This is a genomic window from Microbacterium sp. Se63.02b (assembly GCF_014171575.1).
Lineage (GTDB): Bacteria > Actinomycetota > Actinomycetes > Actinomycetales > Microbacteriaceae > Microbacterium.
In genome coordinates this window covers 251,695-278,161 of the sequence record NZ_CP050453.1, presented here as the reverse complement: position 1 = coordinate 278,161, position 26,467 = coordinate 251,695, and the positions used below count along the sequence as shown (strand labels likewise).

Sequence of the window (26,467 nt, the reverse complement as noted above, 5' to 3'; positions counted from 1 at the left end):
GCCATCGCGGGCGTTCAGCCGCGCAGCACCGAGTCGAGCAGTCCAGGGAAGAGCTCATCGAGGTCGTCGCGCCGCAGCGTCAGCATCCGACGCCGTCCATTGGGCTCGTTGCGGATGACGCCGGCTTCGCGCAGCACCTTCATGAAGTGCGACTTGGTCGACTTCGGCAGGTTGGGGTCGGTGGCGTGACAGGAGGCCATGTCGAGCGGACCGTCGGCGAGCTGGCGCGTGATCGCGAGGCGCTCGGGGTCGCTCAGCGCGAAGAGCACGTCCGTGAGCTGGATCTCGGAGCGCTCCGGGTGCGGAAGATCGCCAGGCATGGTTCGATAATAGTTGAACAATGGCCGGATGGCGAGTACGCTCCGATAGTTCGATGATTCTCGAACCTTATGAGGAGGCGCCATGACCACCACCGAGCCGATCGTCCGTCCGGCCCTTCGCCCCACGCCGGCGGCTGAGGGTGGGCAGCGCATCGAAACTCGACCACGCCTGGGCTTCGGACTCGCGGTCGCGGCGCAGATCCTGATGGCGGTCGGGGCGAGCGCGCCGTCGCCGTTCTATCCGGTGCTCGCGCACGAGATCGGCTTCGACGCGATCGTCATCAGCGCGGTGTTCGCGGTCTACGCCGGGTCGCTGCTGCTGACGCTCCTCACCACCGGGTCGCTGTCCGATCACATCGGGCGTCGTCCGGTCGTGGTCGCCGGGTTCGTATTGCTCGCGGGGAGCATGCTCCTGTTCTGGCATGCGGATGCCGTGGCGGTACTGTTCCTCGCACGTATCCTGCAGGGCGTCGCGAGCGGCCTGCTCCTCTCCGCGCTCTCGGCGACGGCACTCGACTTCGCGCCGGGCGGCCGCGCGGGAGTCGCGGCCCTGTGGAACGCCCTCAGCCCGGGAATCGGCCTCGCCCTCGGTGCCCTCGTCTCGGGCGTGATGCTCGACCTCAGCGGCGAAGCCCTGCTCGACGTGTTCGCGCCTCTGAGCGCGGTGTACCTCCTGATCGCGGTGCTGTTCTTCCTCGTGCCGGAGACGGCACCGCGGAGGCCCGGGGTGTGGGCGTCGCTGAGCTTCCGGCTGACGATCCCCTCCGCGATCCGGTCCGACTTCTGGCGCGGGGCTCCGGCCGTGATCGCGGGGTGGGCCACCGGTGGGCTGTTCCTGTCTCTTGGGGCCACGATCGTGCGGGGCGAACTCGGCGGCGAGGCTCACTTCTGGCAGGGGCTCGGCGTCGTGCTGCTCGCCGGCGTCGGAGCCGTGACCGCGTTCACGCTGCGGAACATCGCCGCGCGGTCGATGGTGCTGTTCGGGACGTCGGCACTCGCGGTCGGCACCCTGCTGTCGCTGATCGCGTTGGGGGTCGGATCCCTGCCGTTCTACCTCGTCGCGGCGGCCGTCACCGGCATGGGCTTCGGGACGGCCTTCTCGGGAGTCGTGGCGTCCCTCGCGCCGAGGATCCCCCGACCGAGCGCGCCGACACCTTCGCCGCGATCTACCTCGTCTCGTACCTGGCGTTCGGGGTACCCGCCGTCGTCGCCGGAGCACTGGTCGGGGTGGTCGGACTCGAGGCCGTGTGCGTCGGGTATGGGGTCGTGGTGATCGCGCTCGCGGGTGTCGCTTTCGGCCTGCGGATGCGCGCCGGGCGATAGGCGGCCGGGGGCCGGGGCCTCACGAGCAGAAGTCGTCCGCGAACCGCTGGAACTCCTCGGGACTCACAACGGGGTCATCCGATGAATCGTAGATATCGGACGCGAACATCCCGATCGGCGTGAGCACCTCGCCGGGTCTCACCGCTGCCAGTTCGCTGGCTGCGAAGTGGCCGGATACGGCGTTCTCGCCGTTCTCGCCGAACGCCGTCACGCTGAAGAGCACGTCCTTCCCGAGTGTCTGTTCGCGGAACGGCATCGCCACGTCGCCCGCCCCGATGATTGGCTCCGACAGGGCGAACTCCTTCGCCTTGACGTTCCGCCACCCTTCGGAATCGCCGTCCTGATTCGGAGGGAAGGAGTTGATGGCGCGAAGCTCGAGGCTATCCACCGACCCGTGGCAGAGGCGCACGAGAACCTCGAGTGAACCGTCCCGCTGTCTGAGCAAGCCCAGGGTTCCGGTCACGGCAGGCGTGCACGCCGTCATCGCCAGCATCGGCGCCAAGACCAGGATCGCGACGCCGCGCCAACGTTTCATGACGGAACGCTAACCCGAGGCGCGCATCCGGGGTGTGAACGTATCGGAATCGTGATGGCGGGGCGTCGCCACCCGGCATCCGCTCTACGCGGGAACGTCCGCCTCGTCGCCGAGGCGCCGTGATCGCGGGGTCTGCGAGGGATCCGGGTTCCATGCGATCACGGTACGAACCGCGGCCGGTGGCGGATCGGCGACAGGCGCGAGTCGCCGTGCGGCATTCCGGTGTGCTCGTCCGCGGTGAGGGTCGTAGTCAGTAGGGCTGCACCCGTGGGTCAGGACACGGTCATGGGGGTGACATCGACGTCGATCACCCCGAACGGGAACGGGCTGAAGACCGACCAGGACTCGGAGTTGAACTGCTCGAGCGGGATCATCATCATCCACGCGTGCGAGACGACGATCGCGACGAGCGCGAACAGGCCGACCGCTCGCAGAGCCCATTCCAGGGTGCGCAGCGCCGCACGTTCGTCGGTCGCCTTCATCACGCGACCGATCGCGAGCAGGACGATCAGAGCGATGCCGATGTAGACCAGCGGGCTGGGGCCGAGGGTGAGCTGAACGCACATCGGAGCCTCGTCCACCGAACGGCCCGATGCGTCGATGAACCCGCCGTCGGCATCGACACCGCCTGGGCAGATTCCTTTGCTGCCGTTCATGAAGGCGGGGTAGAGGAACGCGATGATCAGGGACCAGATCAGAACGCGGCGGATTCCCCTGATCACCACGACGCCGGCCAACCCGGGGGCGGCCGAGGTCTCCGACGGGGTCTGCGCGAGCGACATGGCGGTCTCCTTCGAGGTCGGTCGCTTTCATCCTGTCGCACGGTGCGTCCGAGAGGAAGGATGCAGACGTGCCGGCGGCGCTGTATATCGGCCGTACCCTGGAACGTCTGCCTCTTCCTCCGAGGCGCCTTCCCCTGGAGCATCCATGTCTGCAACGACGGTCGACGATCGTTCCCGCTACCGGGCCAACCCCTCGGTGCTCACTGCGCTGAAGAACCCGCGGATGCTGACCCGCGAGGTCCTGGCCGGCCTCGTCGTGGGGCTGGCGCTGATCCCGGAGGCGATCGCGTTCTCGGTGATCGCGGGCGTCGACCCGAAGGTGGGGTTGTTCTCGTCGTTCATCATGGCGGTGTCGATCGCGTTCCTCGGTGGACGTCCGGCGATGGTGACCGCGGCGACCGGAGCCGTGGCGCTCGTGATCGCACCGGTCGCGCCGACGTATGGGCTGGACTATCTGATCGCGACCATCATCCTCGCCGGCATCTTCCAGGTGATCCTCGGGGTGATCGGAGTCGCGAAGCTCATGCGGTTCATCCCCCGCAGCGTCATGGTCGGGTTCGTGAACGCGCTGGCGATCTTCGTGTTCAGCTCGCAGTTCCCGCAGCTGATCGACGTGCCGTGGTTGGTGTATCCGCTGGTGGCGCTCGGCATCGTCGTGATGCTCGTGATGCCGAAGATCACCAAGATCGTGCCGGCGCCTCTCGTGTCGGTGATCATCGTGACCGGGGTCGTGCTCGCCTTCGGGATCACCGTGCCGACCGTCGGCGATCAGGGCGAGCTGCCGCGGAGTCTGCCGGAGCTGTTCATCCCGAACGTTCCGCTCACGTGGGAGACGTTCACGATCATCGCGCCGTTCGCGCTCGGGGTCGCGCTCGTCGGGCTGATGGAGTCGCTGCTCACCGCGAAGCTCGTCGACGAGATCACCGACACTCACTCGAACAAGAGCCGCGAGTCGTGGGGGCAGGGCGTCGCGAACGTGCTGTCGGGCATGTTCGGCGGCATGGGCGGCTGCGCCGTGATCGGTCAGACCATGATCAACGTGAAGGCCTCGGGTGCGCGGACCCGCATCTCGACCTTCTGCGCCGGGATCTTCCTGTTCCTGCTGGTGGTCGTGTTCGGCGACTTCGTCGGGACGATCCCGATGGCCGCGCTGGTGGCCGTGATGATCATGGTCGCGATCGGAGCGTTCGACTGGCACAGCATCCGTCCGTCGACGTTGAAGCGGATGCCGAAGAGCGAGACGTTCGTGATGGTGGCGACGGTGGCGTTGGTGCTGGTGACGCACAACCTGGCGGTCGGGGTCGTGGGTGGGGTGCTGGTCGCGTCGGTGCTGTTCGTGCGACGGGTGGCGCACTTCGTGACGGTTCGTCGGGTTGTGGCTGAGGCGGGCGACGTTGTGACGTACGTCGTGGAGGGGGAGTTGTTCTTCGCGTCGAGCAACGATCTGACGACGTTGTTCTCTTATACGGGGGATCCGTCTCGGGTCGTTGTGGATCTGTCGGGGTCGCATGTGTGGGATGCGTCGACCGTTGCGGCGTTGGATGCGATTGAGACGAAGTATGCGACGTTGGGGAAGACGGTGGAGATCGTCGGGATGAATGAGAGCAGTTCCCGGATCCGCGGGCGGTTGACGGGTGGGTTCGAGTAGAGGTGCAATGACGGACACACCCCGGGCTGGTGACCACATGGTTGTTTCGTGCCATCAGTGTCGTTCGCCTCGCTGGTACCTTCGCATCATGCCGTCGCCGCAGACTCTCGCCGCCCTTCGCGCCTTCGTAGCCGAACGGGACTGGGACCAGTTCCACTCGCCGGAGAACCTCGCGAAGAGCATCTCAATCGAGGCCGGCGAGCTTCTCGAGTGCTTCCAGTGGTCCCCGAAGTTCGACCAAGAACAGGTCGAAGCGGAGCTCGCGGATGTCGTCACGTACTGCATCCATCTCGCGAACAAGATCGGCGTCGACCTCGACGAGATCGTCATGAAGAAGTTGGAGTCGACGAAGGCGAAGTATCCCGTCGAACTGGCCAAGGGCCGTATGACGAAGTACACGAAGCTCTCCGAGGCGCCGGAGTGACCGACTTCAGCATCCAGCGCCTTCCTTTCCGCCGTGACGCTGTTGATACCTGGGCGCATGACGACAGCCGGCACACCAACTGGCCAGTCGTCTATGTGCTCGAAGGAGACGCCCAACGCAGTTCGCCCGGGCTCTACGTCGGTGAAACCGTGAGCGCGGCCACCCGTATGCGTCAGCACCTCGCCGGTTCGAAGAAGAACGAGTCCCTTGAATCGATCCGCGTCGTCGTGGATCACACGTTCAACAAGTCAGTCTGTCTCGACCTTGAATCGCATCTCATTCGCTGGTTCTCGGGCGACGGTCGATACCGCATCCTCAATGGCAACGACGGCCTGACAGATGCGCAGTACTACGACCGCGACCTCTATCGTGAGTCGTTCCGTAACGTGTTCGAGGCGATGCGAGCAGAGGGACTCTTCTCGCGGAGCATCCCGCAAATCGAGAATTCTGACCTGTTCAAGCTCTCGCCCTTCAAAGCTCTGACCGACGACCAGGGCGTCGCGATCATGGACATCCTGGAGGGGTTGCTCGAAGATCTTCAGGACCCTGGCGCTCGATCAACGCTCGTGGTCCAGGGCAACCCGGGAACAGGGAAGACGATCATCGCGATCTTCCTGATGAAGTTGCTGGCCGACATCCGCGACTACGACGGCGTCGAGCCTGACTCGATGTTCTCGGAGTTCTTTGTCCCCGAGAATCGCAAGCTGCTCAAGACCCTTCGTATGGCGCTAGTCATCCCGCAGCAGTCTCTGCGGATGTCGGTGAGGAAGGTCTTCAAGAAGACGCCCAAGCTCGATGCTGCGATGGTGATGTCGCCATTCCAGCTCGGCGAATCCGACGAGGCTTACGACCTCGTTCTCGTCGACGAGACCCACCGCCTCGGGCAGAGAGCCAATCAGGCGTCGGGGGTGCAGAACAAGAAGTTCCGCGAGATCAACGAGGCTCTGTTCGGAAGCGACGACCCTCGTTACACCCAGCTCGACTGGATCAAGGCTCGCAGCAAACATCAGCTCCTGCTCGTCGATGGGGAGCAGAGCGTACGGCCGCATGACCTTTCTCCGGCGGCGCTCCATGCAGAGGTCAGTGAGGCGAAGGATGCGCATCGATTTTTCCGGCTGACGACCCAGATGCGCGTACAGGCGGGCGCAGACTACGTCGAATTCGTCCGCGCCCTTCTGCGGGATGAAGAGCCATCCCTCCCCAGCCTCGGTGAATATGAACTTCGCCTCTTCGACGACCTCCGAGAGATGCGCGATGCCATCCGGCAGAAGGATGCTGAGGTCGGCCTTTCCCGCCTCGTCGCAGGGTACGCGTGGGAATGGGCGTCGAAGAAAAACCCAGACGCATTCGACATCGAGATTGACGGTGAGCGCATGCGGTGGAACGGCACAGATAAAGACTGGATCAACTCGAAAGGGTCGCTCGAAGAGGTCGGCTCGATCCACACCGTTCAGGGGTATGACCTGAACTACGCAGGCGTCATCATCGGGCCCGACCTCCACCTCGACCCGACATCCGGTCGGATCGTCGCTGATCGCGAGAGCTATCGGGACAAGAAGGGCAAGGAGAACACCGGGCACCTGAAGGATGCGTTCGGAGACGATGACCTATTGACGTTCATCCGAAACATCTATGGGGTGCTGCTAACACGCGGGATGCGTGGAACGTACGTCTACGTGTGTGATCCGGCCCTGAGAGAGCGTCTGGCCGCGGCGCTCATGCGCTAGCTCCGCCCCCACCAAACCTCTCCCCCGAGCTCACCTGCTGCGCCACCCGTCGCAGCGCCAACAGCAGCGGCTCCACCAGCACCGACCCCAGCACCACGTACCGCACCGCCGCTTCCGCAGACTCCCCGGCACCCCCGCGATCTCCGCATCCGCGATCCGCCGCGCGCTCGCGAGGTACTCCGCCATCGCCGCATCCGGCACGGTGAAGCCGACACGCTCCAGCCCCTCCAGCGCGCGAGCCACCGCGTGCAGCACGGCCTCGTCGCACATCCCCGGCTTCCACCCGAGTCCGGCCACAAGAGCCTCGGCGTCGGTCAAGTCCAACGAGTCGTCCACCGGCGGAGTGATCGCCGCATGCGCCTCACCCAGCAACTCATGCGCATTCTCCGGCGGATCATCCAAAGCGCCCAGCACGCGCCGCGTCTCGGCGATGCTCACTCCCGCATCGAGCAGCGCCCGGATCACCCGCAGCCGCTCCACGTGCTTCTCGCCGTACGCGGCCTGAGTCGCAGACGACCGCTCGCCCTCGGGAAGCAGCCCCTCGCGCAGGTAGTACTTGATCGTCGTCACGGTCACGCCGGTCTGGGCTGACAGTTCGGAAATTCTCATGGCCACCTCTTGACTTCGATAGTAGCGCTATCCATTATGGATAGTGAAACTATCTAACCAAGGAGTCCTCATGTCGAAAGTCATCACGGGCCGCATGACCCACCGCCACGAGGGCGAGCTCGTCGTGTTCCACATCGGGATGCAGATCAACCGCTGGTGGCGCCCCGACCTGTGGATGCCGGCCTTCTTCGCCATGCCCGGGATGCTGCGCGAACTCAGCACCGATCCCGACTCGGGCATGCTCGGCTACCACCTGCTCTTCGGATCGGGCGGACCCTACGTGGTGCAGTACTGGTCATCCGTCGACAAGCTCTACGCATACGCGTCCAGCCCGGACCAGCAGCACCGCCCCGCGTGGACCGCCTTCAACCGCGCGGCCCGCAAAGCTCCGGGCGCTGTGGGGGTGTGGCACGAGACGTTCCGCGTCGACACCGCCGAGAGCGTGTACGTCTCGACGAAGCCGATGGGCCTGCCGAAGGCCACGGAGCTCGTCGAGGTCGGGAAACGTCAGGACCGGGCGCAGGCGCGGTTCGCGGCGGGGCGGACGGAGGCGAGGGACGAGGCGACGACGACCTGAGCAGTCGCGACGCCCGGATCACCGACGATCGAGGAAGACTCGTTTGCGTCGTCAAATATATTGATAACGTCCTCATACGTGTGTTTCCATGGTGATGGTCGACGATGAGGTCGATCGCGGAGCAGCAGACGAGAGCACAGACCAGAGGCGGGCTGCCCAGGGCTTCGCCATCGGGACGTGACATGAATGCAGCAGGGCGGGCGGCAGTGGCCGCGATCGTACTCAGCGCGATCGCGGCCACTGCCACGTCCTGCACGCCCGACTTCGACAAGAGCACATCCCCGGACTTCGCTCTCACGTCCGCCGAGGTCGTCTTCGCCGCCGGTCACCCCTACCCCGTCAACTTCATCTTCGTCGCGCCGGAGAGCGATGCCATCTGGACCGACTTGACCGGTGTCGAACTACCGGGCGATGCGTCGGTCGGCCCCGGCGAGTTCGATGTCATCCGAGGTGCGGTGGTGGACGGATACCAGCTGGGGAACATCACCTTCGAGATCACCATCCCCGCGGATGGCATCGCTTTCGAGTCGATCGGGCTGGTCTACGCGCACTCGACGGAGCCGGAGTACGTGGACGTCGGGTCATGGACCCTCACCGAGGCACGACCCGAAGAGTTCGCCACGGCAGACGCCAGGGCTGAAGTCACCGCCATGTCGGAGTGCACCCGCGCCGAGCTCCCGGTCCCGCACCCACTGGCCTCGGTCGGCAAGTTCAGAACGGGATCCTCCGCTGTGTCCGCGGAGGATGTGGCTCTCGCGCCAGACCGCGGGGCGATCGACATTGCCCTGTCCTGCACCGACGACGCGGACTTCTACGTCATCAGTCCGACGCTCGACTACACCGACACCGAGGGCACGGAGAAGAGCACTCGCCTCGCTCCCATCGCCATCGGCTACCAAGACATCGACGACGCCGACTTCCGCCGCATACGACAGCGGTGAGGAGGCTGAGCGCTTCGGCCGCGAGGGGCAGACACACTGACTCCGACAGAGTAACATTTTACTTCCGACACACTGATCAAGGAGCAGGGATGCATAGCGACGACGAGCACGTGACTACCGGGAAGCCCCGTGGCACCGCACGTGAGCGCGCATGCATTGCGGCGATGGTCCTCCTCGGAGGCATGCTTCCGGTCGTCGCGAAGCTGCCCCTGTTCCAAGACGCTGTGTGGGTGTTCTGGCTCGCGGCCCTCGCGCTCATGCTCGGCGCGCTCGCACTGGTCGTGCGCGTCACCTGGCGCGAGCGACGCTCCAGCGGACACTAGCCGCGAATCCTCGACTTGCTGCGTCGGGGTGGTCCGCGGTCGGGAGGAGTCCGCGATACGGAGGAGAGAATCGGGAGAAGTGACCTCCGAACGGCGGAACTCCTCCGAAACGAGGAGCGCGTCGCGCGGGGAGCACCGCAGTCGGGAGGAGATCCGCGATACGGAGGAGGGATTCGGGAAGAGAGACCTCCGAACGGCGGAACTCCTCCGAAATGGGCAGGGCTGCCGCGCGAGGGTTCCCACGAGGAGGGGTGCCCAGAGGAGAGGGTCCCGTGCGGACCAGGCCCGCCCGAGGCTTACCCCGCGATGCCCCGGAGCAACCGCACCACGGTGTCTTCCACGCGGTCGGCACTCAGCGGCTGCCCGATCAGCGCGGAGTACGACGCGATCGCGATGAACTCGTCCGCGACGGCGGCAGCATCCACGTCGGCCCGCACATCGCCCGCATCCCGTCCGCGTGACACGCGCTCCGCGACCCACTCCCGGATCGGCGCCGCCAGCCTCTCGTTCAACACCAACCCCAACTCCGGATCAGCCGCCGTCACCTCGATCAGCGCGCGCGCCAGCGACACCCCCTCGGGTCGAGCCAGCCCCGCGGACACGGCCGTGAACCACGCCCGCAGGTCCGCCCCGAGATCCGACGTCATCGGCACCCTCGCGTCGGCGCCCGGCACCGAGCCCTCGAGCAGCGCCTCGCCGAGGATCGCGGCCTTCGACGGCCACCACCGGTAGATGGTCTGCTTCGACACCTCGGCCGCCTCGGCGAGACCCTCGATCGTCACGGACTCGTACCCGTCTGCGGCGAGCGCACGCCGCATCGCCTCCAGCACGGACTGGCGGGCTTTCTCACTGCGAGGACGAGGCACCATTCCACCGTACAGAGGCGTACACTGGAACATAAGTAGACGCACCGTTGCGAAACCCGAGCAAGGAGAAAGAGCATGGCCCTCACCGCACACTCCACCATCGGCGACTGGATGAACGACCCGACCGGCGGCCCGCTCATCCGTGGACTCTTCGAGCAGACGGGCGCCGACCCCGAGCTTCTCACCCCCGTACTCGGCCTGCCCCTGCAGCAGCTCGTCGCCATGAGCCAGGGCCAGCTGCCCCAGTCGGTCGTCGACGACCTCGTGCGCGCCGCGAACAACGGCGAGATCCCCGAGGACGACGCCTCCGAGGGTTGGGCCGAGAAGCCCACCTCCGGCCGCTTCGCCGGCAAGACCGTGATCGTCACGGGCGCCGCTTCCGGCATCGGCAAGGCCACCGCCTCGCGCATCGCCCGCGAAGGCGGACGTGTGATCGCGAGCGACATCGCCGCCGAGAAGCTCGATGCCCTCAAGGCGGAGCTGCCGGATGCCGACATCGTCACGGTCGCGGGCGACCTCACCAAGCAGGACGCGATCGACGCGGTCCTCGCCGCTGCGGGCGACCGCATCGACGGCCTCGCGAACGTCGCCGGCATCAACGACGACTTCTCCCCGCTGGCGAGACCCCGGACGCCGTCTGGGACCGCGTCATCGCGATCAACCTGACCGCTCCGTTCAAGCTCATGCGCGCGGTCATCCCTGTCATGGAGAAGGCCGGTCGGGGTGCGATCCTCAACGTGTCGAGCGAAGCGGGCCTCCGCGGCAACGCCTCGGGCAACGCCTACACGGCCAGCAAGCACGGCATCATCGGCGTCACGAAGTCGGCCGCCTTCATGTACGGACCGAAGGGCATCCGCGTGAACTCCGTCGCCCCGGGCGGCGTGGCCACCGGCATCCCGATGCCCCCGAACATGTCGGAGTACGGCTCCGGCCGCCTCGCCCCGTTCCAGCAGGCGATCCCGACCGTCGCCACAGCCGAGCACCTGGCCGCGTCGATCACGTTCCTGCTGTCGGACGACGCCGTGAACATCAACGGCGCCATCCTCGCCTCGGACGGCGGATGGTCGGTGCAGTAAGCGCCTCATCCCGCGAGACCGACGCCCCCGCCGACCCGAACGGTGGGGCGTTTCGCGTTTCCACCCTGTTCCGTGCCGGGATCCCGGCACGCGCAGCGTCACGCGCTTCGGGGGCGTCAGCGCTTCGTCGTGAGGACGACCGTTGTGAGGGCTGCCGCCGTCAGACCCAGCGCACCGACTCCGAGCAGCACCAGGCCCGCGGGCCAGACGGCCAGCAGGACGACGTCGTACATGTCATCGCCTGCCGGCATCGATTGGTGGATCGTCCCCGTATTCGTGAGGGCGATCCCCGCGATCAGCGCGATGAACGGAAGCCCCCAGGCGAGCATCCACGACAGACGCCGGATGGTCGTGCGCTGAGTCTCATCGTGCGTCGCCGCGTCCGCAGCATCCTGAGTCGCGTCCATGCCTGCACCCTATCGGGGAGATCGCAGCGCGCCCGGATTCTCTCCGCTCCCGGCCGGATGCAGACGCGGCCAGAGGGCCCGCATCCGCCCGACCGCTGCACGCACCAGCGCCGCGTTGCCGGGGGCTGTCGAGCCGTCCGGCAACAGGAGCGTGTCTTCGAGTCCGATGCGCGAGTCCCGCCCGAGCTCCACCGCGAGGTCGAACGCCGGCCACGCGGATCCTTCCTCACCGTGCAGCAGGATCGGAAGGTCGGGCTCCTCGAGCGCGACGTGCGCGATCATCGCCTCGGCATGGTCGCGCACCACCTCCGCGGGTTCATCGGGGAGCTCGATCAGCACACGCAGACACCCGCTGCGCAGCGGTGAGCGCTTCCACACCTCGAGCCCCGCCGCGTCCCACAACCCGGCCTCGACCGCGACCCCGCGACCCACGAGCAGCGCGGCCACCTCTTCGGCGCCCGCCTCGTGCCAGTTGACGGACGCGTGGTCTGGCAGCTCCGTCCAGGCCTCGATCGACGCGAGCCGCCGCCCGACATCGGGTTCCGCCCATGCACCGGTCGTCACGCCGACGGGAACACCGGGCGTCGCGGCCCGCACCGCCCGCACCCAACGGGCGACATCTTCCGCGTCGAGGCTGTCGCGACCGGCGGCGTCCTTCGGGTGCACATGCACCTCTCCCGCTCCGGCCGCGACGGCGCGCGCCGCATCCCCGCGACCACGGTCTCGTCGGCGCTCAGCCACGGATGCTCCGCGACATCGCGTGCACCGTTGATACATGCCTGCAGCAGCATCATCCGATCAGTTCGCGCGGGTGGAGGCCGTAGACGCTCGCCATCTTGGACGGCCCCTCTTCGGCGCGCACGGTATGGGCGACCTGACGCGCGACCGCCGCACTGCGACCGACTTTCACAGCCTCGGCCTCGTCTTCGAAGCTGCTGCCCAACGTCTGCGATTCACCCTCGATGCGGTTGAACCAGATGCCGTTGCGGTGGAACGTCTCGATGTCGCCGGTGGCCATGGGAATCCTCTCTGTCGGGATCCTTTCTACGCCGGACCACCGACGCGAGGGGAGCCCCTTGACACCCTCGCCGCCGACGTCCGAGATGCAGCTCAGCGGTGGCGGGAGTGCTCTCGCACGGCGGCTCCCATCGCAGCGAAGGCCTCTTCCAGGATCGGGCGAGGCGTCGCGAACACCACCCGCACGAACTTCTCGGCACCCCTCCCCAGCAGCCGCCCCTCCGTGAGCACGACCCCGGCATGGTCCCGGAAGAACGCGGCGGGCGGGTCGGGGATTCCCAGGGCGGCGGTGTCGATCCACCCGATGTACGTCGCCTCCGGCACGCGGTACACGGCACCGGGCAGGTGCTCGTCGACCAGAGTCGCGAGATCGTGTCGAGACCCGTCGAGATACTCGATCACGTCCGACAACCACGGCCTAGCGTGGCGATACGCCGCGGTCGATGCGACGACGCCGAGGGTGGCCGCGCCGTGCTGCACCGCGAACCCGAACCGCTTGTACAGCTTCTGATCCGCCTCGTTCGAGGTGATCAACTGCGCGGTCTTGAGGCCGGGGATGTTCCACGCCTTCGAGGCACTCGTCCCGGTCACGGTGTGCGCCGCCGTGGCCTCCGACACCGAGGCGTAGGGGACGAACGGCGCTCCGCCGTAACGCAGCGGGGCATGGATCTCGTCCGCGAACACCCGCCCGCCATGCCGCTCCACGACCTCGGCGATCGCCTCCAGTTCCGCGCGCCCGGCGATCGTCCCTGTGGGGTTGTGCGGGTTGCAGAGCACGAGCGTCCGGGCGCCGGCGGCGAAGGCCTCGTCGATCCGCTGCAGGTCGTGCTGCCATCGTCCGTCGACTTCGAAACCAGGGACCTCGATCACCGGATGCCCGACCGTCGGCAGATATGTCAGAAACGGCATATATGCCGGAGTCGGCACGATCACGGGTGAGCCGGCCGGCGCATACTCCTGCACCGCCACCCCGAGAGCCGCCATGACATCCGACACCGGATGCACGCGCTCGGGGTCGACGGCCCAGCCGTACTCATCGCGCATCCACTCCGCCGTCGCCACACCCAGATCCGCCGCCTGCGGAGGAGAGAGGTACCCGAGGTTCTCGTCGTCGATCGCGCGGTGCAGCGCGTCCGCGATCTCCGGAGCGACGCCGAAGTCCATCTCCGCAACCCACGCCCCGATGCGCCCAGGATGCAGACTCCACTTGCGGCTCTGCGGGCGGTCGAGGAAGAGGCGCGTGCGGGCATCGAAGGGATGCGTGGAGTGGTCCACGGTCATGATCGGGGTCCCGTCAGCTCAGCCGACGGCGCCGGTACAGGTCGGGCGCGGGGCGCGGATCTCGGACACGGGGAACTCCATTCGCAGCGGGTCCGACCAATCTACGGATGCCTCCTCGCCCTCGCATTCCACGTTTCCATCCATGACGGTCAGGCGCTCCCGCGCGACGTCGGTCACGCGTTCAGGATCCGTATAATGTTACGTGTCATCCTCGATGGGCGTCCGCGGCTCTCTGCACGGTCGTGGCGCTGGGGGCCTGAACTGGAGGAGATGAGATGACTGAGGAAGAGCGCGGCGCGTCGGACGCGGTTCTGATCCTGGAGGCCGTGGCGCGACTCCTGCGCGCATCGCCGAACCACGAGATGAGTGCGGACTGGGTCGCCATGCACGCCGAGCACCTCGAGCACGCGGCGCGGATCACCGCCGAGGAAGCAGGCGTCCCTCCCGAGAACCTGCGGGTCCCCCGCCTCTTCGCGTCGGCGGAATGGGAGCGCGCGCTCGCGCCGATCCTCTTCGCCCCGCGCGAGCTCGAGACCGTGTATCAGAACCTCGGGTACCCTCCGGGGACCGCGACCGCGCCCTCCGAAGGGGCCCGCCGGTCCCGACTGGTGCACGCCCGCCGATCGGGGCGCTCCTGACTCGTCGGCGTCAGGGCATGGCCCCGGCTCCTTTTCGAAGGCACCCGCTGGTAACGTTCCCTTGACCGTCGGCACCACATCTCGGAGGGCAGTGATGAGTGAACGAGCGCGCCGCCCGACCGTCAAGGAGGTCGCGAGCCGAGCCGGTGTGAGCCCCATGACGGTCTCGCGCACGCTCTCGGGTGGCGTGAACGTCAAGCCCGACGTGCAGCAGCGCGTCATGGAAGCGGTCGCCGAGCTCGGCTATCACCGCAACGAGAACGCCCGCAGCATCCGCCCCGGTCAGTCGAGCGGACTGATCGGCGTCGCGATCACGAACATCGCCAACCCGTACTACAGCACCTTCGCGCTCGGCGTCGAGGAGGAGGCCGCCCTCACCGGCCGCCGCATCCTGCTCGGCAACACGTCGGAGGATGCCGCGCGCGAGGCCGACCTCGTCGGGGACTTCCTCGGCCGCCGCGTCGACGGCCTCATCGTCGTCCCCGCCGGCACGAGCTCCGCACATCTCGCGCACTCGCAGGCGCAAGGCGTGCCCGTGGTCCTCGCCTCGCGCCGCATCGACGGACTCGCCGCCGACAGCGTCGTGCTCGCCGACGACGACGGCGCCTACCGCGGCACGACCGCCCTCCTCGACCACGGCCACACCCGCATCGGCTATCTCGGCAACGCGCTGTCGATCTTCACGGGAGAGCGCCGTTACGCCGGGTTCGTGCGCGCCCTGCACGACCGAGGCCTCGCCCCGGACGCCGGTCTCGTCGCCACGAACCAGCAGACCGTCGACCAGGCCCGTACGGCCACGCGCGCTCTCCTCGACGCCGCGCATCCGCCCACGGCGATCTTCTGCGCGAACAACCGCAACGCGATCGGCGCCCTCAAGGAGATCAGCGCCCAGCTCGGCTCCGGCTCGCGACCGGCGAGCACCTTCCCCGAGATCGTGAGCTTCGACGACTTCGAGCTGGCGGAGCTCTCCCCGTGCCGATCAGCGTGATCGACCACGACCCGCGGGAACTCGGCCGCACCGCCGCACGACTCCTCCTCGACCGCCTCGACCGCGGCGAGCGCGACGCCGCACCGCGTGCCGTGGAGCTCCCGGTCTCTCTCCGCGGGGTGCGCTGACTCGGCATCCACATCTCGGCCGGACGATTCTCCGAGTCACGGACACTACCGGACGAAGTCGTGGGGGAACGTCGGGGGATCGTCCACTGTTCGGCGGATCGTCACGGGCTCCCGGTCGGACGATTCCCGGAGACCCGAACGACTCCGGGACCCAGGAGGACGATTCACCGAGACACGGACACTTTCCGGACGAAGTCGTGGGGGAACGTCGGGGGATCGTCCACTGTTCGGCGGATCGTCATGCCGACCGCGGGCGAGAAGCCGTGCGCTCGGCAGTCTCCTGACATCCGGGCCTGACATCCGGGCCTGACATCCGGGCAGGTGTTGACACCCTCACCTCTCATTGATAACGTTACCAACCATCGACGAGGACGTCGGATGAGTCGACGAGGAGGCCGGATGGAGCTGTGCATCGATTTCGGGGGCACCGAGATCAAGCTCGCCCTGATCGACGGCAGCCGCGTCATCGCCTCGGGCCACATCGCCGTGCAGGGCAGCCCCGCCGACCTCACCGCCGCGGCTCTCGAGGCGCGACGACTCCTCACCGAAGCCGATCGGTCCGCCGACGCCGTGGGCATCGCGGTGCCCGGGGTCGTCGAGCCCCGCACCGGACGGATGCTCCACGCCAACGCGAAGTACGACTTCCTCCGAGACCTCGACCTGAAAGCCTGGTCCCTGACCGCGGTCGGCGTCGCAGCGACGGTCGAGAACGACGCCCGTGCCGCCCTGATCGGCGAGGTGTCATCCGGCAGTGCCGCCGGCGAGCGCGACGCGGTGCTCGTCACCCTCGGCACCGGCATCGGCACCGCGGCCCTGATCGACGGCACACCCCTGCGCGGGCGCACCGGCCACGCAGGGATCCTCGGCGGCCACCTCACGGTCGACCTCGATGGACCCGAGTGCCCATGCGGCAATGTCGGATGCGGAGAGGCCATCGCGAGCACGTGGGCTCTCCCCCCGGGCGTCACCATGACCGAGGTCTTCACCACCGACGCCCACCCCGACATCAACGAGCGGTACCTGCACGTGTGGGGCGCCGTCGTCACCTCACTCGTGCACTCCTACGACCCCGCGGTCGTCATCCTCTCGGGCGGCATCCTGCGTGCGGGCGACGCCGTCCGTGCACCCATCGAGGAGTACGTCCGCGCCCACCTGTGGCCTTCGCTCACGCCACCGCTCTTCGTCGTGCCCCCGAACCAGAACTCTCCGTCGCCCGCGGACTCAGCGTCCTCGCCCGCACCGCGACCACCCCCACCGCCACACCGCAGGAGGAACAGTGACCACCCCGATCAGCGACATGCACGAAGGGCACACCACCCGAGGTCGCTACGACACCCAGCCGACCGTGGCCCTGCCGGAGGGGAGCGCATCCTCCGCGGCGCCGAGGGCTGGACCGCGGCCGCCGAGCTCGCCGAGGCCTGCGCCCGCGTGACCGGCACCACGCCCGTGCTGCTGGTCGACGCCTATCCCGGCGTCGACGTGCCCGCTCTCACCGCCCAGGTGCGCGCGGCCCTGCCGGACTGGACGCTCCTCGACGTGGAGACCGCCGCCCTGCCGGTGGCCGAGGTCGAGCAGCTGATCGCCCCGAACCTCACCGACGACCGCGTGTTCGGCGTCATGAGCCACTTCGCGCTGACCGACTTCTACGATGCCGTGAAGCTCGACGCCGTCGCCGACAGCATCGCCGGAAGCCCGACCGTGGTGATCGGCTGGGGTGCGGCGCTCCTCTCTCCGCGGCTCCCCGGCCCTGCGGCCACGGTGCTCGTAGACATGGCCCGCTGGGAGATCCAGCTGCGTCAGCGGAAGGGAGCCACGAACTGGCGCGCCGACAACCCCGGCGAAGACAATCTGCGCAAGTACAAGCGCGGCTTCTTCGTCGAGTGGCGCACCGCCGACCGGCACAAGCGCTCCCTGTTCGACACGGTCGACTTCGTGCTCGACGGCAACGCGATCGCCCCGGCGGAACAGCACCCCGACGCGCCGGATGCCGGCATGATCACGGGCGCCGCATTCCGTCAGGCCCTGCAGGACGCCGCGCACCGGCCCTTCCGCGTCGTGCCGTTCTTCGACCCCGGCGTGTGGGGCGGACAGTGGATGAAGAACCTGATCGGTCTCGACCCCTCGAAGGACAACTACGCGTGGTGCTTCGACTGCGTGCCGGAGGAGAACTCTCTCCTGCTGGAGGGCGAAGGCGGCGTGATCGAGATCCCCGCGCTCGACCTCGTCTTCAGCCGTCCTGTCGACCTGCTCGGCGCGAAGACCTTCTCGCGGTTCGGGGCCGAGTTCCCCATCCGCTTCGACTTCCTCGACACCATGGACGGCGGCAACCTGAGCCTTCAGGTGCACCCCCTGACCGACTACATCCAGAACACCTTCGGCATGCACTACACGCAGGACGAGAGCTACTACATGCTCGACGCCGGCGACGACGCCGTGGTGTACCTCGGCACCAAGGAGGGCATCGACCGCGCGGAGATGCTGCAGGACCTGGCGACGGCCCAGGACGGCGAGTATCCGTTCCCCGCCGAGAAGTACATCAACTCCTTCCCGGCCCGCAAGCACGACCACTTCGCGATCCCCGCCGGCACCGTGCACTGCTCCGGCGCGAACTCGATGGTGCTGGAGATCTCGGCGACGCCGTTCATCTTCACATTCAAGCTCTGGGACTGGGGCCGCGTCGGCCTCGACGGCATCCCCCGCCCCGTGCACCTCGATCACGGGACGCGCAACATCCAGTGGGACCGCGACACCGCCTGGGTCGGCGACCAGCTGCTCGACCAGGTCGAGACGATCCGCGCGGACGGCGATGTGATCGAGGAGAGCACGGGCCTGCACGAACTCGAGTTCATCGAGGTGCGCCGGCACTGGTTCGCTCAGGGCGCCGACCACGACACGGAGGGCACCGTCAACGTGCTCAACCTGGTCGAGGGGGATGAGGTGCGAGTGGTCAGCCCGACCGGCGCCTTCGCACCCTTCGTGATCCACTACGCCGAGACGTTCATCGTCCCTGCCGCCGTCGGCGCGTATCGGATCGAACGCACCGAGAACTCGCAGAGCGCCCGCTTCGCGACCGTCAAGGCGTACGTGCGCGGCTCGCGCACGAGCGACAACTGAACACACGCAGGACCCGAATCACAGCAATGACGCACCATCGCGAGGATCCCGACCGGGAATCCCTTGCACCGCACTCATCACCTTGGTAGCGTGAAACCAGATTTCTGGTAACGATACCAAACGAACAAGGGAGTTCTGAATGATTACGCGACGCACGATCGCCGCCGCCGCGGCCGGTCTCCTCCTCGGCACCCTGGCTCTGGCCGGGTGCGCCGGCGACTCCGACTCAGGAGACTCCGGAGAGGTGACCGGCACGCTCGACTTCTACACCGACAAGGCGGCGTGGAAGCCCGACTTCGAGTCGCTCAACGAGGTCAGCGGCGACGCCGTCGACATCACGCTCAAGACCACCGGCTACTCGGACGCGAACCAGTACGACGCCTTCATCAAGCAGTCGTTCCGCACCGACAAGTCGCCCGGCCTGTTCACCTGGCACACCGGCGACTCGCTCAAGCAGCTGGTCGACGAGGGCCTGGTCGCCGAGACCACCGACATCTGGAGCAAGGCCGTCGACGAGGGCTGGGTCAGCGAAGACCTGCGCGACAGCTACACCTTCGACGGCAAGCAGTACTGCGTGCCGATGAACATCGCCTACTGGATCATGTTCTACAACAAGGCCGCCTTCGCCGACAACGGCGTCGAAGTGCCCACCACCTGGGACGAGCTGAACACCGCCGCCGAGACGCTGAAGGATGCCGGGGTCACCCCGTACTACCAGACCAGCGTGCTCTTCACGTTCCAGTGGTTCCAGCACCTGGTCGCCTCGACCGACCCCGACCTGTACGAGGGACTCACCACGGGCGAGGTCAAGTACACCGACCCCGAGATCGTCGACGTCATGAACGTCTGGCTCGAGGAGCAGGAGAACGGCTGGTTCAGCGACGCGGGCAGCACCACCGATCCCGCGGTCGGCCTCAAGCAGGGCGACTACGCCATGATCAACTTCGGCACCTTCTTCGCCGGCAACCTCGAGGGTGCGGGCATGACCTCCGACGACTACGGGATGTTCGCGATCCCGGCGGTGAACGACAGCCTCGACACCACCCCGGTGGCCGTCGAGTCCGGCCCGATCTGCACGGCCGAGAACTCGAAGCAGCGTGACCTCGGGCTCGCCTACGCCGAGTGGTGGATGTCCCCTGACGCGCAGACCGCCTGGAACGACGCGCATGGCGACGTGGCGTTCAACCCGAAGGCCGAGGTCTCCGACCCCGCGCTGGCCGAACTCGGCGAGCAGATCGCCGGCGACGACTACTCGCTGTACGACCGGTTCTTCGAGGCCATGCCGACCGAGATCGTGACCACAGCGATCGAGCAGTTCGGCGCCTTCAACGCCAACCCCGGCGACCCGATGCCGTTCCTGGAGAAGATCCAGGCCACGGCTGACAAGTACTGGGCAGAGCAGGAGTAAGCGGGCGGATGGCGCACCAGAAGACGCCGTACCAGTGGTCCGCCCGGGGCTTCATCGCCCCGGGCGTGATCCTGGTCGCGGTCCTGCTCTACCTCCCCCTGCTGTGGACGGTGTTCCTCAGCTTCACGAAGTACAACGGCCTCGGCAGCCCCGACTGGATCGGACTCGACAACTACGTCGAGATGTTCACCGACGGCGACTTCGTGGGCTCCGCGATGAACACCGTGCTCTGGGTGATCGGCACCCTGATCATCCCGGTCGGCATCGGCCTGGCGATCGCTCTGCTGACCTGGAACCTCGGCGGTGGCATCTGGCTGCGCCTCCCCTTCCTCATCCCCTACGCTCTCTCCGGCATCGGCGTCGGCGTGGTGTGGTCGTTCATCCTCTCCTCCGGCGGTGCACTCGACCAGGCCCTCGCGGCCTTCGGCATCACCGACCCGCCGCGGTGGCTGCTGGATGCCCCGCTCAACACGATCGTCATGATCATCGCCTCGTCGTGGCAGGGCGTCGGCGTGAACGCCCTGCTGTTCACGATCGGCCTGCAGGCCATCCCGAAGGAGCCGCTCGAGGCCGCGCGTATCGACGGCGCCGGCGGCGTGCGCCTGTTCACCAGCATCCTGTGGCCGATGCTCCGCCCGCTCACCGCCGTGGTCGTCGGACTCTCGATCGTCGCGAGCCTGAAGACCTTCGACATCGTCTGGGGCATGACCAAGGGCGGACCCGGCACGGTGTCGGAGACCCTGGCGCTGACCATGTACAAGGAGACGTTCGTGAACAGCGACTACGGACTCGGCTCGGCGATCGCGGTGTTCCTCACCGTCATCACCCTGGTCGCGTCGGTGCTGTACCTGCGTCAGCAGCTCTCCCCGAAGAAGGAGATGTGATGTCGAAGATCATCCGCACCGCCGTCCTCGTCATCCTCGGGATCGTGTGGCTGCTGCCCGCGTACCTGCTCGTCGTCAACGCGATGAAGGACCCGATGACCTTCACCTCGAAGGAGTCCTGGATCCCGACCGACTTCCACCTGTTCGAGAACTTCGCCGACGCGTTCGAGCTCTCCGGCCTCGGCGACAGCATCCTCAGCACCCTCATCTACTCGATCGTGTCGCCCACCATCGCGGTGCTCGTGGGGGCTGCCGCCGGATTCGCGATCGTGGCGCTGCGGCTCAAGCGCGGTTTCCTGTGGTTCGTGGTGATCTTCGGCGGCACGGTGTTCCCGCTGCAGATGGTCCTGCTGCCGCTGTTCGACGCGTACTCGCGCATCGGACTGTTCGACACCCGCGTGGGCATGGTCATCATCTACACCGTCATCTCGATCCCGTTCTCGGCGTTCGTGATGCGCAACTTCTTCACGGGCGTCGCGCACAACGTGTTCGAGGCCGCGGTGCTCGACGGCGCCACCACCTGGCGCATCTTCGTGCGCCTGTACCTGCCGATGGCATCGAGCGCCCTGGTCGCGATCTTCATCCTCCAGGCCACGTTCGTGTGGAACGACCTGCTGCTCGGCCTCACGCTCAGCCAGTCCGACGACATCCGCCCGATCATCACCACCCTGTCCGGCATGCAGAGCACCTACGGCGGCGCGCAGATGTCGGTCGTGCTCGCGGCGGCCGTGCTCGTGTCGCTGCCCACCGTGATCCTGTTCCTGTGCACCCAGCGGTTCTTCGCCAAGGGCCTCGCACTCGGGCAGTACTGACCCGCATCCACCGCCGCCACTCCGCCGCGAAAGGCATCATGCATCCGCTCATCCCCACCGTCGAGGATCTGTCCGCCGATGCGGTCACCCACCACTACGACGACATGATCGCGCCGTCGGGCCTGACGAACATGCTCGGCACCGTGCGGGTCGACCACGACCTCGCGGCCCTCAGCGCCGTGCAGTTCCCACCCGTGTCGCAAGGACTCACCCAGACCGGGGTGCTCTTCATCGACGGCCGGCTGTTCGCGTCGTACGCAGCGCCCGTCACCCACGAGTGGCGGCCGGACCGGGTGGTGCGACGGGCGACCGTGGGAGAGCTCGAGATCGAGACCACGACCGTGTGCGTGCCGGGGAAGACCGCCGTGACGATCGACATCGCGGTGCGGAACACCGGTGCGCGGGAGAGGGAGGTGCGGATCGGCCTGTCGGCCGCGGCCCGCGTCACCCGCTCGGCGGACGCCTGGCTCGACGCGGAGTCGCCGTCGGAGCGCGACACCGTGACGGTCGACGGCGAGCGCCTCGTGTTCGCCTCGGCGGACGAGGCGGCCTGGAGTGTGCAGGGACTCGTCGGAGGCGAAGCGGCCCTGAGCGGAGTCGCCGAACTGCCCGACGCGTTCGACACCGGCATCGGGGGCAACGGTCGCGGCGGAGAGCTCTCGACCACCCTCACCGTGCCGGCCGGCGGGACAGCGCACACCGCGTACGTGCAGGCGGTCGGCATCTCCCGACGCGACGCCTCGCGCACCTACGACCAGGTCACGGCGGAGGTTCCCGCTGCGGTCCGCGCGGCGGAGGAGTTCTGGAACCGCCAGCTGCGCGCCGCGTTCGACCCCGACGACGGCGAGTTCTCGGGCGCGCTGCCGGTGCTCGAGACGGCATCCGCCCCGCTGCGACGCCTCTACTGGTGGGCCGTGCTGGGCGTGATCTGGTTCCGCCGCGACTTCGCCGGCAACGTGCTCGGGCGGTCGTACGACACTCTGATGCCGAACTACTGGGGCACGACCACGTTCATCTGGGACTACAGCCTCAGCTCCCTCAGCCATGCGCTCCTCGACCCCGCCGAGATGCGGAATCAGGTGCGGCACTGGATCTCACTCGACATCCACTCGCACTTCGGCACCTCCTCGCTCACCGGCGGACCCGTCGGGCGCTGGTACTCGGTGAACGACTACGCCATGACGCGACTCGTGCACGACTACGTGCGCTTCACCGGAGACGTCGCCTTCCTCGACGAGATCGTCGGCGATCACACCGTCGCCGCCGCCGTGCGGGAGTGGGCGATGGCGTGGAAGGACTTACGCCGAGACTCGCCCCTCGCCGACTACGGCGAGATCGACAACCTCCTCGAATGCGTGAGCTCGTACACCCATGAGGTCGCCGGTCTCAACGCCGCGAACGTGTGGAGCATGCGCACGGCCGCCGCTCTGGTCGAGCTCCAGGGCGACGAGACGGCATCCGCCGCGCTGCGCGCCGAAGCCGACGCGCTGCTCCCGGCCGTGATCGAGCGCTACCTTCCGGGCACCGGGGTCTTCGCCGCCGGTCAGCCCGACGGCACACGACTGCCGGTGCGGCACTGCTACGACTTCAGCGTGGTCGGCACCACGATCGCGGACGATCTGGCGCCGGGCATCCGCGACGAGATGGTCGGCTTCTTCCAGCGCGAGCTGCAGACCGAGAACTGGATGCGCGCCCTCTCACCGTGGGATCCGGATGCCAGCTACAGCGTGCGCCCCGACCACCAGTGGAACGGCGCCTACCCCGCGTGGCCCGCCGACGCCGGACGTGCGCTCGCCGCCCTCGGCGCTCCCGGCGTGCTGACCGACTGGATCGAAGGGCTGTCGCGCACGGCGAACCAGGGCCCGATGGGGCAGGCGCACTTCGTGGAGGAGGCCGTGTCGGGGATCGGCGGCGGCGCGCGGAAGGCCCCGCCGCAGCTGCCCTACATCATCGACTGGTCGTGCTCGTCGTCCGGCGCCTGGGTCGAGCTCGTGATCGAGGCGCTCTTCGGAGTCTCCGTCGCCGCCGACGGCGCGGTGCGCGCGGCCGGCTGCGTCGCGGCACTCGATCCGCACGCCGTGCTGCGAGGCCTTCGCGTCGGCACCCGCACCTACGACATCGACGCGTCGGGCGGGATCACCGCGACCCCCGGCCGATGACGCACCCCAGACGGCGAAGGACCGCACGACCACGCAACACCCCAACGAACACGAAGGAGTGATCGACATGAGAAGACGCATGATCGCGGCCGGTCTGGCCGCCGCATCCCTCTGCGCAGGCGCACTGTTCGCCGCACCGGCGAGCGCGGCGGTTCCCGCCGGAGGAGGGCACGGCGGCGGACACGGTCACGGCCAGTGCTCGCTGGTCGACAAGACGCTCACGGCGACCTCGACCGTGGATCAGGACCTGACCGCGCAGTTCACCACCTACGGGAACACCGGGGGCGAATGGACCGGCGGCGACAGCACCTACTCCCTGCCGCTCGGCAAGGGGAAGACGGGCTGGTTCTTCTCGGACACTTTCCTCGGCACGGTGAACCCCGACGGCTCGCGTCCGACCGACTCCCCGTTCGTGAACAACTCCGTCGTGGTGCAGGACCGTCGCGGCACCCTGACCACCATCACCGGCGGCACCCCCGAGAACCCTGCCGGCATCATCCCCCCGGAGCCGGACGGCAAGTGGTACTGGATCGGCGACCCCACACCCGGGCGTCACGGCACCGTGCAGGTCCCGCTGCTGCAGTTCGCCCGCACCGGCACCGGGCAGTGGGACTTCGCCTGGACCGCGAACCGGCTCGCGACGCTCGACGGCGAGACGCTGCAGCTCGAGGGCATCGTCGACCTCCCTCGGCGACCGGGATCAACTGGGGATCCTGGACGCTCGAGGAGCGCGGCATCACGTACATCTACGGCATCGCCGACCCGGGTGGCGTCCGGTCGGCCTACGTCGCCAGGGCGCAGGGCGCAGACGGCCTCAAGGGCGCCTGGACGTACTGGAACGGCACGGGGTGGTCGGCCGCCGAGACCGACGCCGTGCCCGTCGTGCCTTATGTCGCGAACGAGTTCAGCGTCGCGCCCTTCCGTGACGGCTACCTGTTGGTGACGCAGGACACGTCGGAGCTGTTCAGCACCCGGATCGTCGCCCGCACCTCCTGCTCGCCGACGGGACCGTTCACCGACCCGGTCGAGTTGTACCGCACACCCGAGACCGGGGCACTGGGCAGCTACGGAGACCCCGATGTGTTCACGTACAACGCGCACGAGCACCCGAACCTGCGTCAGGGCAACCGCCTCATCGTGTCATACAACGTCAACACCTTCGACAACGTGGGCGACGTGTACGACGACGCCTCGATCTACCGTCCGCGGTTCATCGACGTGCAGCTGAAGGTCACCGGATGACGGACGACCGTGCGGCGCTCCGGGGGCTCCTCGCCTCCGGTGCGCCGCTCACCTGGGTGTTCACGGGCGACTCGATCACGCACGGCCTCATCCACACCCGCGGCGCGCGCAACTACGTCGACCACCTCCACGAGCTGATCCGGGGCGATGCCGGACGCGTACAGGATGCCGTGATCAACACCGCGATCACGGGCTGGCGTGCCGACCTGATCCTGGGCGACTTCGACCGCCGCGTCGCGCACTGGCGGCCCGACGTGGTGACGCTCATGATCGGCACGAACGACTGCACCACCGAGTGGCTCGACCCCGTGATCGAGGTGTCGGCGTTCGCGGAGTCGATCGCGGAACTCGTCCGGCGGGTGCGGGCGGTCGGCGCCATTCCCGTGCTGCAGACCCCGCCGACCGTCGATCTGCTGCATGCCCCTGATCGTGCACGGATCGGCGAGTTCGCACAGACGATTCGGGACGTGGCCGCGCACGAGGGGTGCTGCTCGTGGACCAGCACGCCGCGTTCGCTGAGTTCTCCGCGGGGACCGGTCCCGGCAACGAGGGCACTCCGTGGGGGCTGCTCGACGACGCGTTCCACCCGAGCGCCGCGGGGCATGCCCTGCTCGCGCTCGGGCTCGCCGAGATGCTCGGCTTCGACACCCCCGGCTCCCCGTGCTCACGGACCTTGCGGCCCGCGTGGCCCTGGCCCGGCATCCGCAGTGGCCGCCCGCCTGAGTCCGTCGAGGTGCGGATCCCGGGGTCAGGGCTGCACGTCGAGGACCCAGGTCACGCCGAAGCGGTCGGTGAGCATCCCGAAGCCGGCAGACCACGCCGAAGCCGCCAGGGGCTCGATCACCGTCGCCCCCTCGGCGAGGCCGTCCCAGTAGCCTCGGAGTTCATCGAGGGAGTCCGACCGCAGCGACTGGAAGAACGTGCGGTCGGTGACCGTCGCGCCGTTCTGACGCACGGTCGTCCCCGAGGTCGCCGCGGGGTCGGGGTCGTCCTGCCCCGGGATGTCATAGGCCATCAGGCGCATGCCGCCCGGAGCCTCCAGCTGCCCGAACACCAACTTGTCGAAGCCGGGCGTACCCTCCGGCAGGCCGAACTGCCCGTAGGTGGCGGCGGTGACCGTGCCGCCGAACACCGACCGGTAGAAGTCGAGGGCGTCGCGAGCCGTGCCGCGGAAGTTGAGGTGCGTGGTCGTGGTGAGGGTCATGATCGTCTCCTTGTGCTGCGGTCCGCCGTTCGGG

At 67.8% G+C, this 26,467-nt stretch carries 27 protein-coding genes and 2 pseudogenes; 18 read left to right on the top strand and 11 right to left on the bottom strand.

Features of this window, described 5'->3' with window-relative positions:
- Positions 1 to 14 precede the first annotated feature (14 nt).
- Positions 15 to 320 carry a helix-turn-helix transcriptional regulator gene (locus G4G29_RS01405; protein WP_183151578.1) on the bottom strand — a complete coding sequence of 102 codons (306 nt, stop codon included), beginning with the start codon at positions 318 to 320 and terminating at the stop codon, positions 15 to 17.
- An 82-nt stretch (positions 321 to 402) separates the two neighbouring features.
- On the opposite strand from G4G29_RS01405, the gene G4G29_RS01400 reads away from it, so the two are divergent.
- The gene (locus G4G29_RS01400) at positions 403 to 1,593 is read left to right on the top strand and encodes an MFS transporter (RefSeq protein ID WP_244632315.1); all 1,191 of its coding nucleotides are present in this window, start codon (positions 403 to 405) and stop codon (positions 1,591 to 1,593) included.
- Between the two features lie 69 nt (positions 1,594 to 1,662).
- Here G4G29_RS01400 and G4G29_RS01395 read toward each other — a convergent pair whose 3' ends face one another.
- Positions 1,663 to 2,106 carry a hypothetical protein gene (locus G4G29_RS01395; protein ID WP_210274223.1) on the bottom strand — a complete coding sequence of 148 codons (444 nt, stop codon included), beginning with the start codon at positions 2,104 to 2,106 and terminating at the stop codon, positions 1,663 to 1,665.
- 344 nt (positions 2,107 to 2,450) lie between these two features.
- Entirely contained in the window at positions 2,451 to 2,960 is a 510-nt protein-coding gene (locus tag G4G29_RS01390; RefSeq protein ID WP_183151576.1) for a hypothetical protein, read from the bottom strand.
- Positions 2,961 to 3,105: 145 nt separating this feature from the next.
- On the opposite strand from G4G29_RS01390, the gene G4G29_RS01385 reads away from it, so the two are divergent.
- The 3 genes from G4G29_RS01385 (at position 3,106) to G4G29_RS01375 (ending at position 6,759) form a co-directional block, all read left to right on the top strand.
- On the top strand, positions 3,106 to 4,608 hold the full coding sequence (locus G4G29_RS01385; RefSeq protein WP_183151575.1) for a SulP family inorganic anion transporter: 1,503 nt from the start codon (positions 3,106 to 3,108) through the stop codon (positions 4,606 to 4,608).
- An 88-nt stretch (positions 4,609 to 4,696) separates the two neighbouring features.
- Positions 4,697 to 5,032, top strand: a complete 336-nt coding sequence (locus G4G29_RS01380) for a nucleotide pyrophosphohydrolase (protein WP_183151574.1) — start codon at positions 4,697 to 4,699, stop codon at positions 5,030 to 5,032.
- The gene (locus G4G29_RS01375; protein ID WP_183151573.1) at positions 5,029 to 6,759 is read left to right on the top strand and encodes a DUF2075 domain-containing protein; all 1,731 of its coding nucleotides are present in this window, start codon (positions 5,029 to 5,031) and stop codon (positions 6,757 to 6,759) included. Before G4G29_RS01380 ends, G4G29_RS01375 begins: the two co-directional genes overlap by 4 nt.
- Positions 6,760 to 6,789: 30 nt before the next feature.
- Here G4G29_RS01375 and G4G29_RS01370 read toward each other — a convergent pair whose 3' ends face one another.
- Positions 6,790 to 7,368: a MerR family transcriptional regulator gene (locus G4G29_RS01370; RefSeq protein ID WP_244632314.1), complete on the bottom strand. Its 579-nt coding sequence runs from the start codon at positions 7,366 to 7,368 to the stop codon at positions 6,790 to 6,792.
- 70 nt (positions 7,369 to 7,438) lie between these two features.
- Here G4G29_RS01370 and G4G29_RS01365 point away from each other — a divergent pair, with 70 nt between their 5' ends.
- The 3 genes from G4G29_RS01365 (at position 7,439) to G4G29_RS01355 (ending at position 9,209) form a co-directional block, all read left to right on the top strand.
- Positions 7,439 to 7,945, top strand: a complete 507-nt coding sequence (locus G4G29_RS01365; RefSeq protein WP_183151572.1) for a DUF4188 domain-containing protein — start codon at positions 7,439 to 7,441, stop codon at positions 7,943 to 7,945.
- A 206-nt stretch (positions 7,946 to 8,151) separates the two neighbouring features.
- Entirely contained in the window at positions 8,152 to 8,886 is a 735-nt protein-coding gene (locus G4G29_RS01360) for a hypothetical protein (RefSeq protein WP_210274222.1), read from the top strand.
- Between the two features lie 164 nt (positions 8,887 to 9,050).
- The gene (locus tag G4G29_RS01355; protein ID WP_183151570.1) at positions 9,051 to 9,209 is read left to right on the top strand and encodes a hypothetical protein; all 159 of its coding nucleotides are present in this window, start codon (positions 9,051 to 9,053) and stop codon (positions 9,207 to 9,209) included.
- A gap of 296 nt (positions 9,210 to 9,505) precedes the next feature.
- Here G4G29_RS01355 and G4G29_RS01350 read toward each other — a convergent pair whose 3' ends face one another.
- Positions 9,506 to 10,075 (bottom strand): TetR/AcrR family transcriptional regulator, encoded by a 570-nt coding sequence (locus tag G4G29_RS01350; RefSeq protein WP_244632313.1) that lies wholly within the window; start codon positions 10,073 to 10,075, stop codon positions 9,506 to 9,508.
- Positions 10,076 to 10,150: 75 nt separating this feature from the next.
- On the opposite strand from G4G29_RS01350, the pseudogene G4G29_RS01345 reads away from it, so the two are divergent.
- Positions 10,151 to 11,151 (top strand): annotated as a pseudogene (locus G4G29_RS01345) (SDR family NAD(P)-dependent oxidoreductase).
- Positions 11,152 to 11,267: 116 nt separating this feature from the next.
- Here the strand turns inward: G4G29_RS01345 and G4G29_RS01340 are convergent.
- The 5 genes from G4G29_RS01340 to G4G29_RS01320 form a co-directional block, all read right to left on the bottom strand.
- Positions 11,268 to 11,558, bottom strand: coding sequence for a hypothetical protein (locus tag G4G29_RS01340; protein ID WP_183151569.1), 291 nt, complete (start codon positions 11,556 to 11,558; stop codon positions 11,268 to 11,270).
- Between the two features lie 9 nt (positions 11,559 to 11,567).
- Positions 11,568 to 12,299 carry a 3-keto-5-aminohexanoate cleavage protein gene (locus tag G4G29_RS01335; protein WP_244632312.1) on the bottom strand — a complete coding sequence of 244 codons (732 nt, stop codon included), beginning with the start codon at positions 12,297 to 12,299 and terminating at the stop codon, positions 11,568 to 11,570.
- Positions 12,300 to 12,348: 49 nt separating this feature from the next.
- A complete protein-coding gene (locus tag G4G29_RS01330) occupies positions 12,349 to 12,576 on the bottom strand; it encodes a hypothetical protein (RefSeq protein ID WP_183151568.1) in 228 nt (75 codons plus the stop codon).
- Positions 12,577 to 12,668: 92 nt separating this feature from the next.
- On the bottom strand, positions 12,669 to 13,856 hold the full coding sequence (locus G4G29_RS01325; protein WP_183151567.1) for an aminotransferase class I/II-fold pyridoxal phosphate-dependent enzyme: 1,188 nt from the start codon (positions 13,854 to 13,856) through the stop codon (positions 12,669 to 12,671).
- A gap of 18 nt (positions 13,857 to 13,874) precedes the next feature.
- Complete coding sequence (locus G4G29_RS01320; protein ID WP_183151566.1) at positions 13,875 to 14,033, bottom strand: hypothetical protein; 159 nt, start codon at positions 14,031 to 14,033, stop codon at positions 13,875 to 13,877.
- 98 nt (positions 14,034 to 14,131) lie between these two features.
- On the opposite strand from G4G29_RS01320, the gene G4G29_RS01315 reads away from it, so the two are divergent.
- From G4G29_RS01315 to G4G29_RS01270, 10 genes and pseudogenes are all read left to right on the top strand, one after another.
- Positions 14,132 to 14,494, top strand: a complete 363-nt coding sequence (locus tag G4G29_RS01315) for a hypothetical protein (RefSeq protein ID WP_183151565.1) — start codon at positions 14,132 to 14,134, stop codon at positions 14,492 to 14,494.
- A 94-nt stretch (positions 14,495 to 14,588) separates the two neighbouring features.
- On the top strand, positions 14,589 to 15,482 hold the full coding sequence (locus G4G29_RS01310) for a LacI family DNA-binding transcriptional regulator (protein WP_202045496.1): 894 nt from the start codon (positions 14,589 to 14,591) through the stop codon (positions 15,480 to 15,482).
- A complete protein-coding gene (locus G4G29_RS20450) occupies positions 15,467 to 15,610 on the top strand; it encodes a substrate-binding domain-containing protein (RefSeq protein WP_202045495.1) in 144 nt (47 codons plus the stop codon). The genes G4G29_RS01310 and G4G29_RS20450 overlap by 16 nt, the downstream gene beginning before the upstream one ends.
- Before the next feature lie 399 nt (positions 15,611 to 16,009).
- On the top strand, positions 16,010 to 18,724 hold the full coding sequence (locus G4G29_RS01300) for an ROK family protein (protein WP_202045493.1): 2,715 nt from the start codon (positions 16,010 to 16,012) through the stop codon (positions 18,722 to 18,724).
- A gap of 139 nt (positions 18,725 to 18,863) precedes the next feature.
- Positions 18,864 to 20,132, top strand: a complete 1,269-nt coding sequence (locus G4G29_RS01295) for an extracellular solute-binding protein (protein ID WP_183151564.1) — start codon at positions 18,864 to 18,866, stop codon at positions 20,130 to 20,132.
- An 8-nt stretch (positions 20,133 to 20,140) separates the two neighbouring features.
- Positions 20,141 to 21,016, top strand: a complete 876-nt coding sequence (locus tag G4G29_RS01290; protein WP_183151563.1) for a sugar ABC transporter permease — start codon at positions 20,141 to 20,143, stop codon at positions 21,014 to 21,016.
- Complete coding sequence (locus tag G4G29_RS01285; protein ID WP_183151562.1) at positions 21,016 to 21,828, top strand: carbohydrate ABC transporter permease; 813 nt, start codon at positions 21,016 to 21,018, stop codon at positions 21,826 to 21,828. The genes G4G29_RS01290 and G4G29_RS01285 overlap by 1 nt, the downstream gene beginning before the upstream one ends.
- A gap of 38 nt (positions 21,829 to 21,866) precedes the next feature.
- Positions 21,867 to 23,987 carry a hypothetical protein gene (locus G4G29_RS01280; protein ID WP_202045484.1) on the top strand — a complete coding sequence of 707 codons (2,121 nt, stop codon included), beginning with the start codon at positions 21,867 to 21,869 and terminating at the stop codon, positions 23,985 to 23,987.
- 288 nt (positions 23,988 to 24,275) lie between these two features.
- A complete protein-coding gene (locus tag G4G29_RS21010; protein WP_244632311.1) occupies positions 24,276 to 25,229 on the top strand; it encodes a DUF4185 domain-containing protein in 954 nt (317 codons plus the stop codon).
- A pseudogene (locus G4G29_RS01270) lies at positions 25,226 to 25,657 on the top strand (SGNH/GDSL hydrolase family protein); the annotation flags it as partial. The gene G4G29_RS21010 and the pseudogene G4G29_RS01270, both read left to right, overlap by 4 nt.
- A gap of 320 nt (positions 25,658 to 25,977) precedes the next feature.
- On the opposite strand, the gene G4G29_RS01265 reads toward G4G29_RS01270, so the two are convergent.
- The gene (locus G4G29_RS01265) at positions 25,978 to 26,433 is read right to left on the bottom strand and encodes a VOC family protein (protein WP_183151561.1); all 456 of its coding nucleotides are present in this window, start codon (positions 26,431 to 26,433) and stop codon (positions 25,978 to 25,980) included.
- Positions 26,434 to 26,467: the final 34 nt, after the last annotated feature.

What these genes read in the sequence shown, in the direction of transcription:
- G4G29_RS01290 (WP_183151563.1), top strand. Translation starts at nt 20,141, where the DNA reads ATGGCGCACCAGAAGACGCCGTACCAGTGGTCCGCCCGGGGCTTCATC.
- G4G29_RS01310 (WP_202045496.1), top strand. Translation starts at nt 14,589, where the DNA reads ATGAGTGAACGAGCGCGCCGCCCGACCGTCAAGGAGGTCGCGAGCCGA.
- G4G29_RS01325 (WP_183151567.1), bottom strand. Translation starts at nt 13,856, where the DNA reads ATGACCGTGGACCACTCCACGCATCCCTTCGATGCCCGCACGCGCCTC.
- G4G29_RS01300 (WP_202045493.1), top strand. Translation starts at nt 16,010, where the DNA reads ATGGAGCTGTGCATCGATTTCGGGGGCACCGAGATCAAGCTCGCCCTG.
- G4G29_RS01400 (WP_244632315.1), top strand. Translation starts at nt 403, where the DNA reads ATGACCACCACCGAGCCGATCGTCCGTCCGGCCCTTCGCCCCACGCCG.
- G4G29_RS01370 (WP_244632314.1), bottom strand. Translation starts at nt 7,368, where the DNA reads ATGAGAATTTCCGAACTGTCAGCCCAGACCGGCGTGACCGTGACGACG.
- G4G29_RS01385 (WP_183151575.1), top strand. Translation starts at nt 3,106, where the DNA reads ATGTCTGCAACGACGGTCGACGATCGTTCCCGCTACCGGGCCAACCCC.
- G4G29_RS01365 (WP_183151572.1), top strand. Translation starts at nt 7,439, where the DNA reads ATGTCGAAAGTCATCACGGGCCGCATGACCCACCGCCACGAGGGCGAG.
- G4G29_RS01340 (WP_183151569.1), bottom strand. Translation starts at nt 11,558, where the DNA reads ATGGACGCGACTCAGGATGCTGCGGACGCGGCGACGCACGATGAGACT.
- G4G29_RS01285 (WP_183151562.1), top strand. Translation starts at nt 21,016, where the DNA reads ATGTCGAAGATCATCCGCACCGCCGTCCTCGTCATCCTCGGGATCGTG.
- G4G29_RS01380 (WP_183151574.1), top strand. Translation starts at nt 4,697, where the DNA reads ATGCCGTCGCCGCAGACTCTCGCCGCCCTTCGCGCCTTCGTAGCCGAA.
- G4G29_RS01330 (WP_183151568.1), bottom strand. Translation starts at nt 12,576, where the DNA reads ATGGCCACCGGCGACATCGAGACGTTCCACCGCAACGGCATCTGGTTC.
- G4G29_RS01280 (WP_202045484.1), top strand. Translation starts at nt 21,867, where the DNA reads ATGCATCCGCTCATCCCCACCGTCGAGGATCTGTCCGCCGATGCGGTC.
- G4G29_RS21010 (WP_244632311.1), top strand. Translation starts at nt 24,276, where the DNA reads ATGGACCGGCGGCGACAGCACCTACTCCCTGCCGCTCGGCAAGGGGAA.
- G4G29_RS01390 (WP_183151576.1), bottom strand. Translation starts at nt 2,960, where the DNA reads ATGTCGCTCGCGCAGACCCCGTCGGAGACCTCGGCCGCCCCCGGGTTG.
- G4G29_RS01405 (WP_183151578.1), bottom strand. Translation starts at nt 320, where the DNA reads ATGCCTGGCGATCTTCCGCACCCGGAGCGCTCCGAGATCCAGCTCACG.
- G4G29_RS01355 (WP_183151570.1), top strand. Translation starts at nt 9,051, where the DNA reads ATGGTCCTCCTCGGAGGCATGCTTCCGGTCGTCGCGAAGCTGCCCCTG.
- G4G29_RS01295 (WP_183151564.1), top strand. Translation starts at nt 18,864, where the DNA reads ATGATTACGCGACGCACGATCGCCGCCGCCGCGGCCGGTCTCCTCCTC.
- G4G29_RS01315 (WP_183151565.1), top strand. Translation starts at nt 14,132, where the DNA reads ATGACTGAGGAAGAGCGCGGCGCGTCGGACGCGGTTCTGATCCTGGAG.
- G4G29_RS01265 (WP_183151561.1), bottom strand. Translation starts at nt 26,433, where the DNA reads ATGACCCTCACCACGACCACGCACCTCAACTTCCGCGGCACGGCTCGC.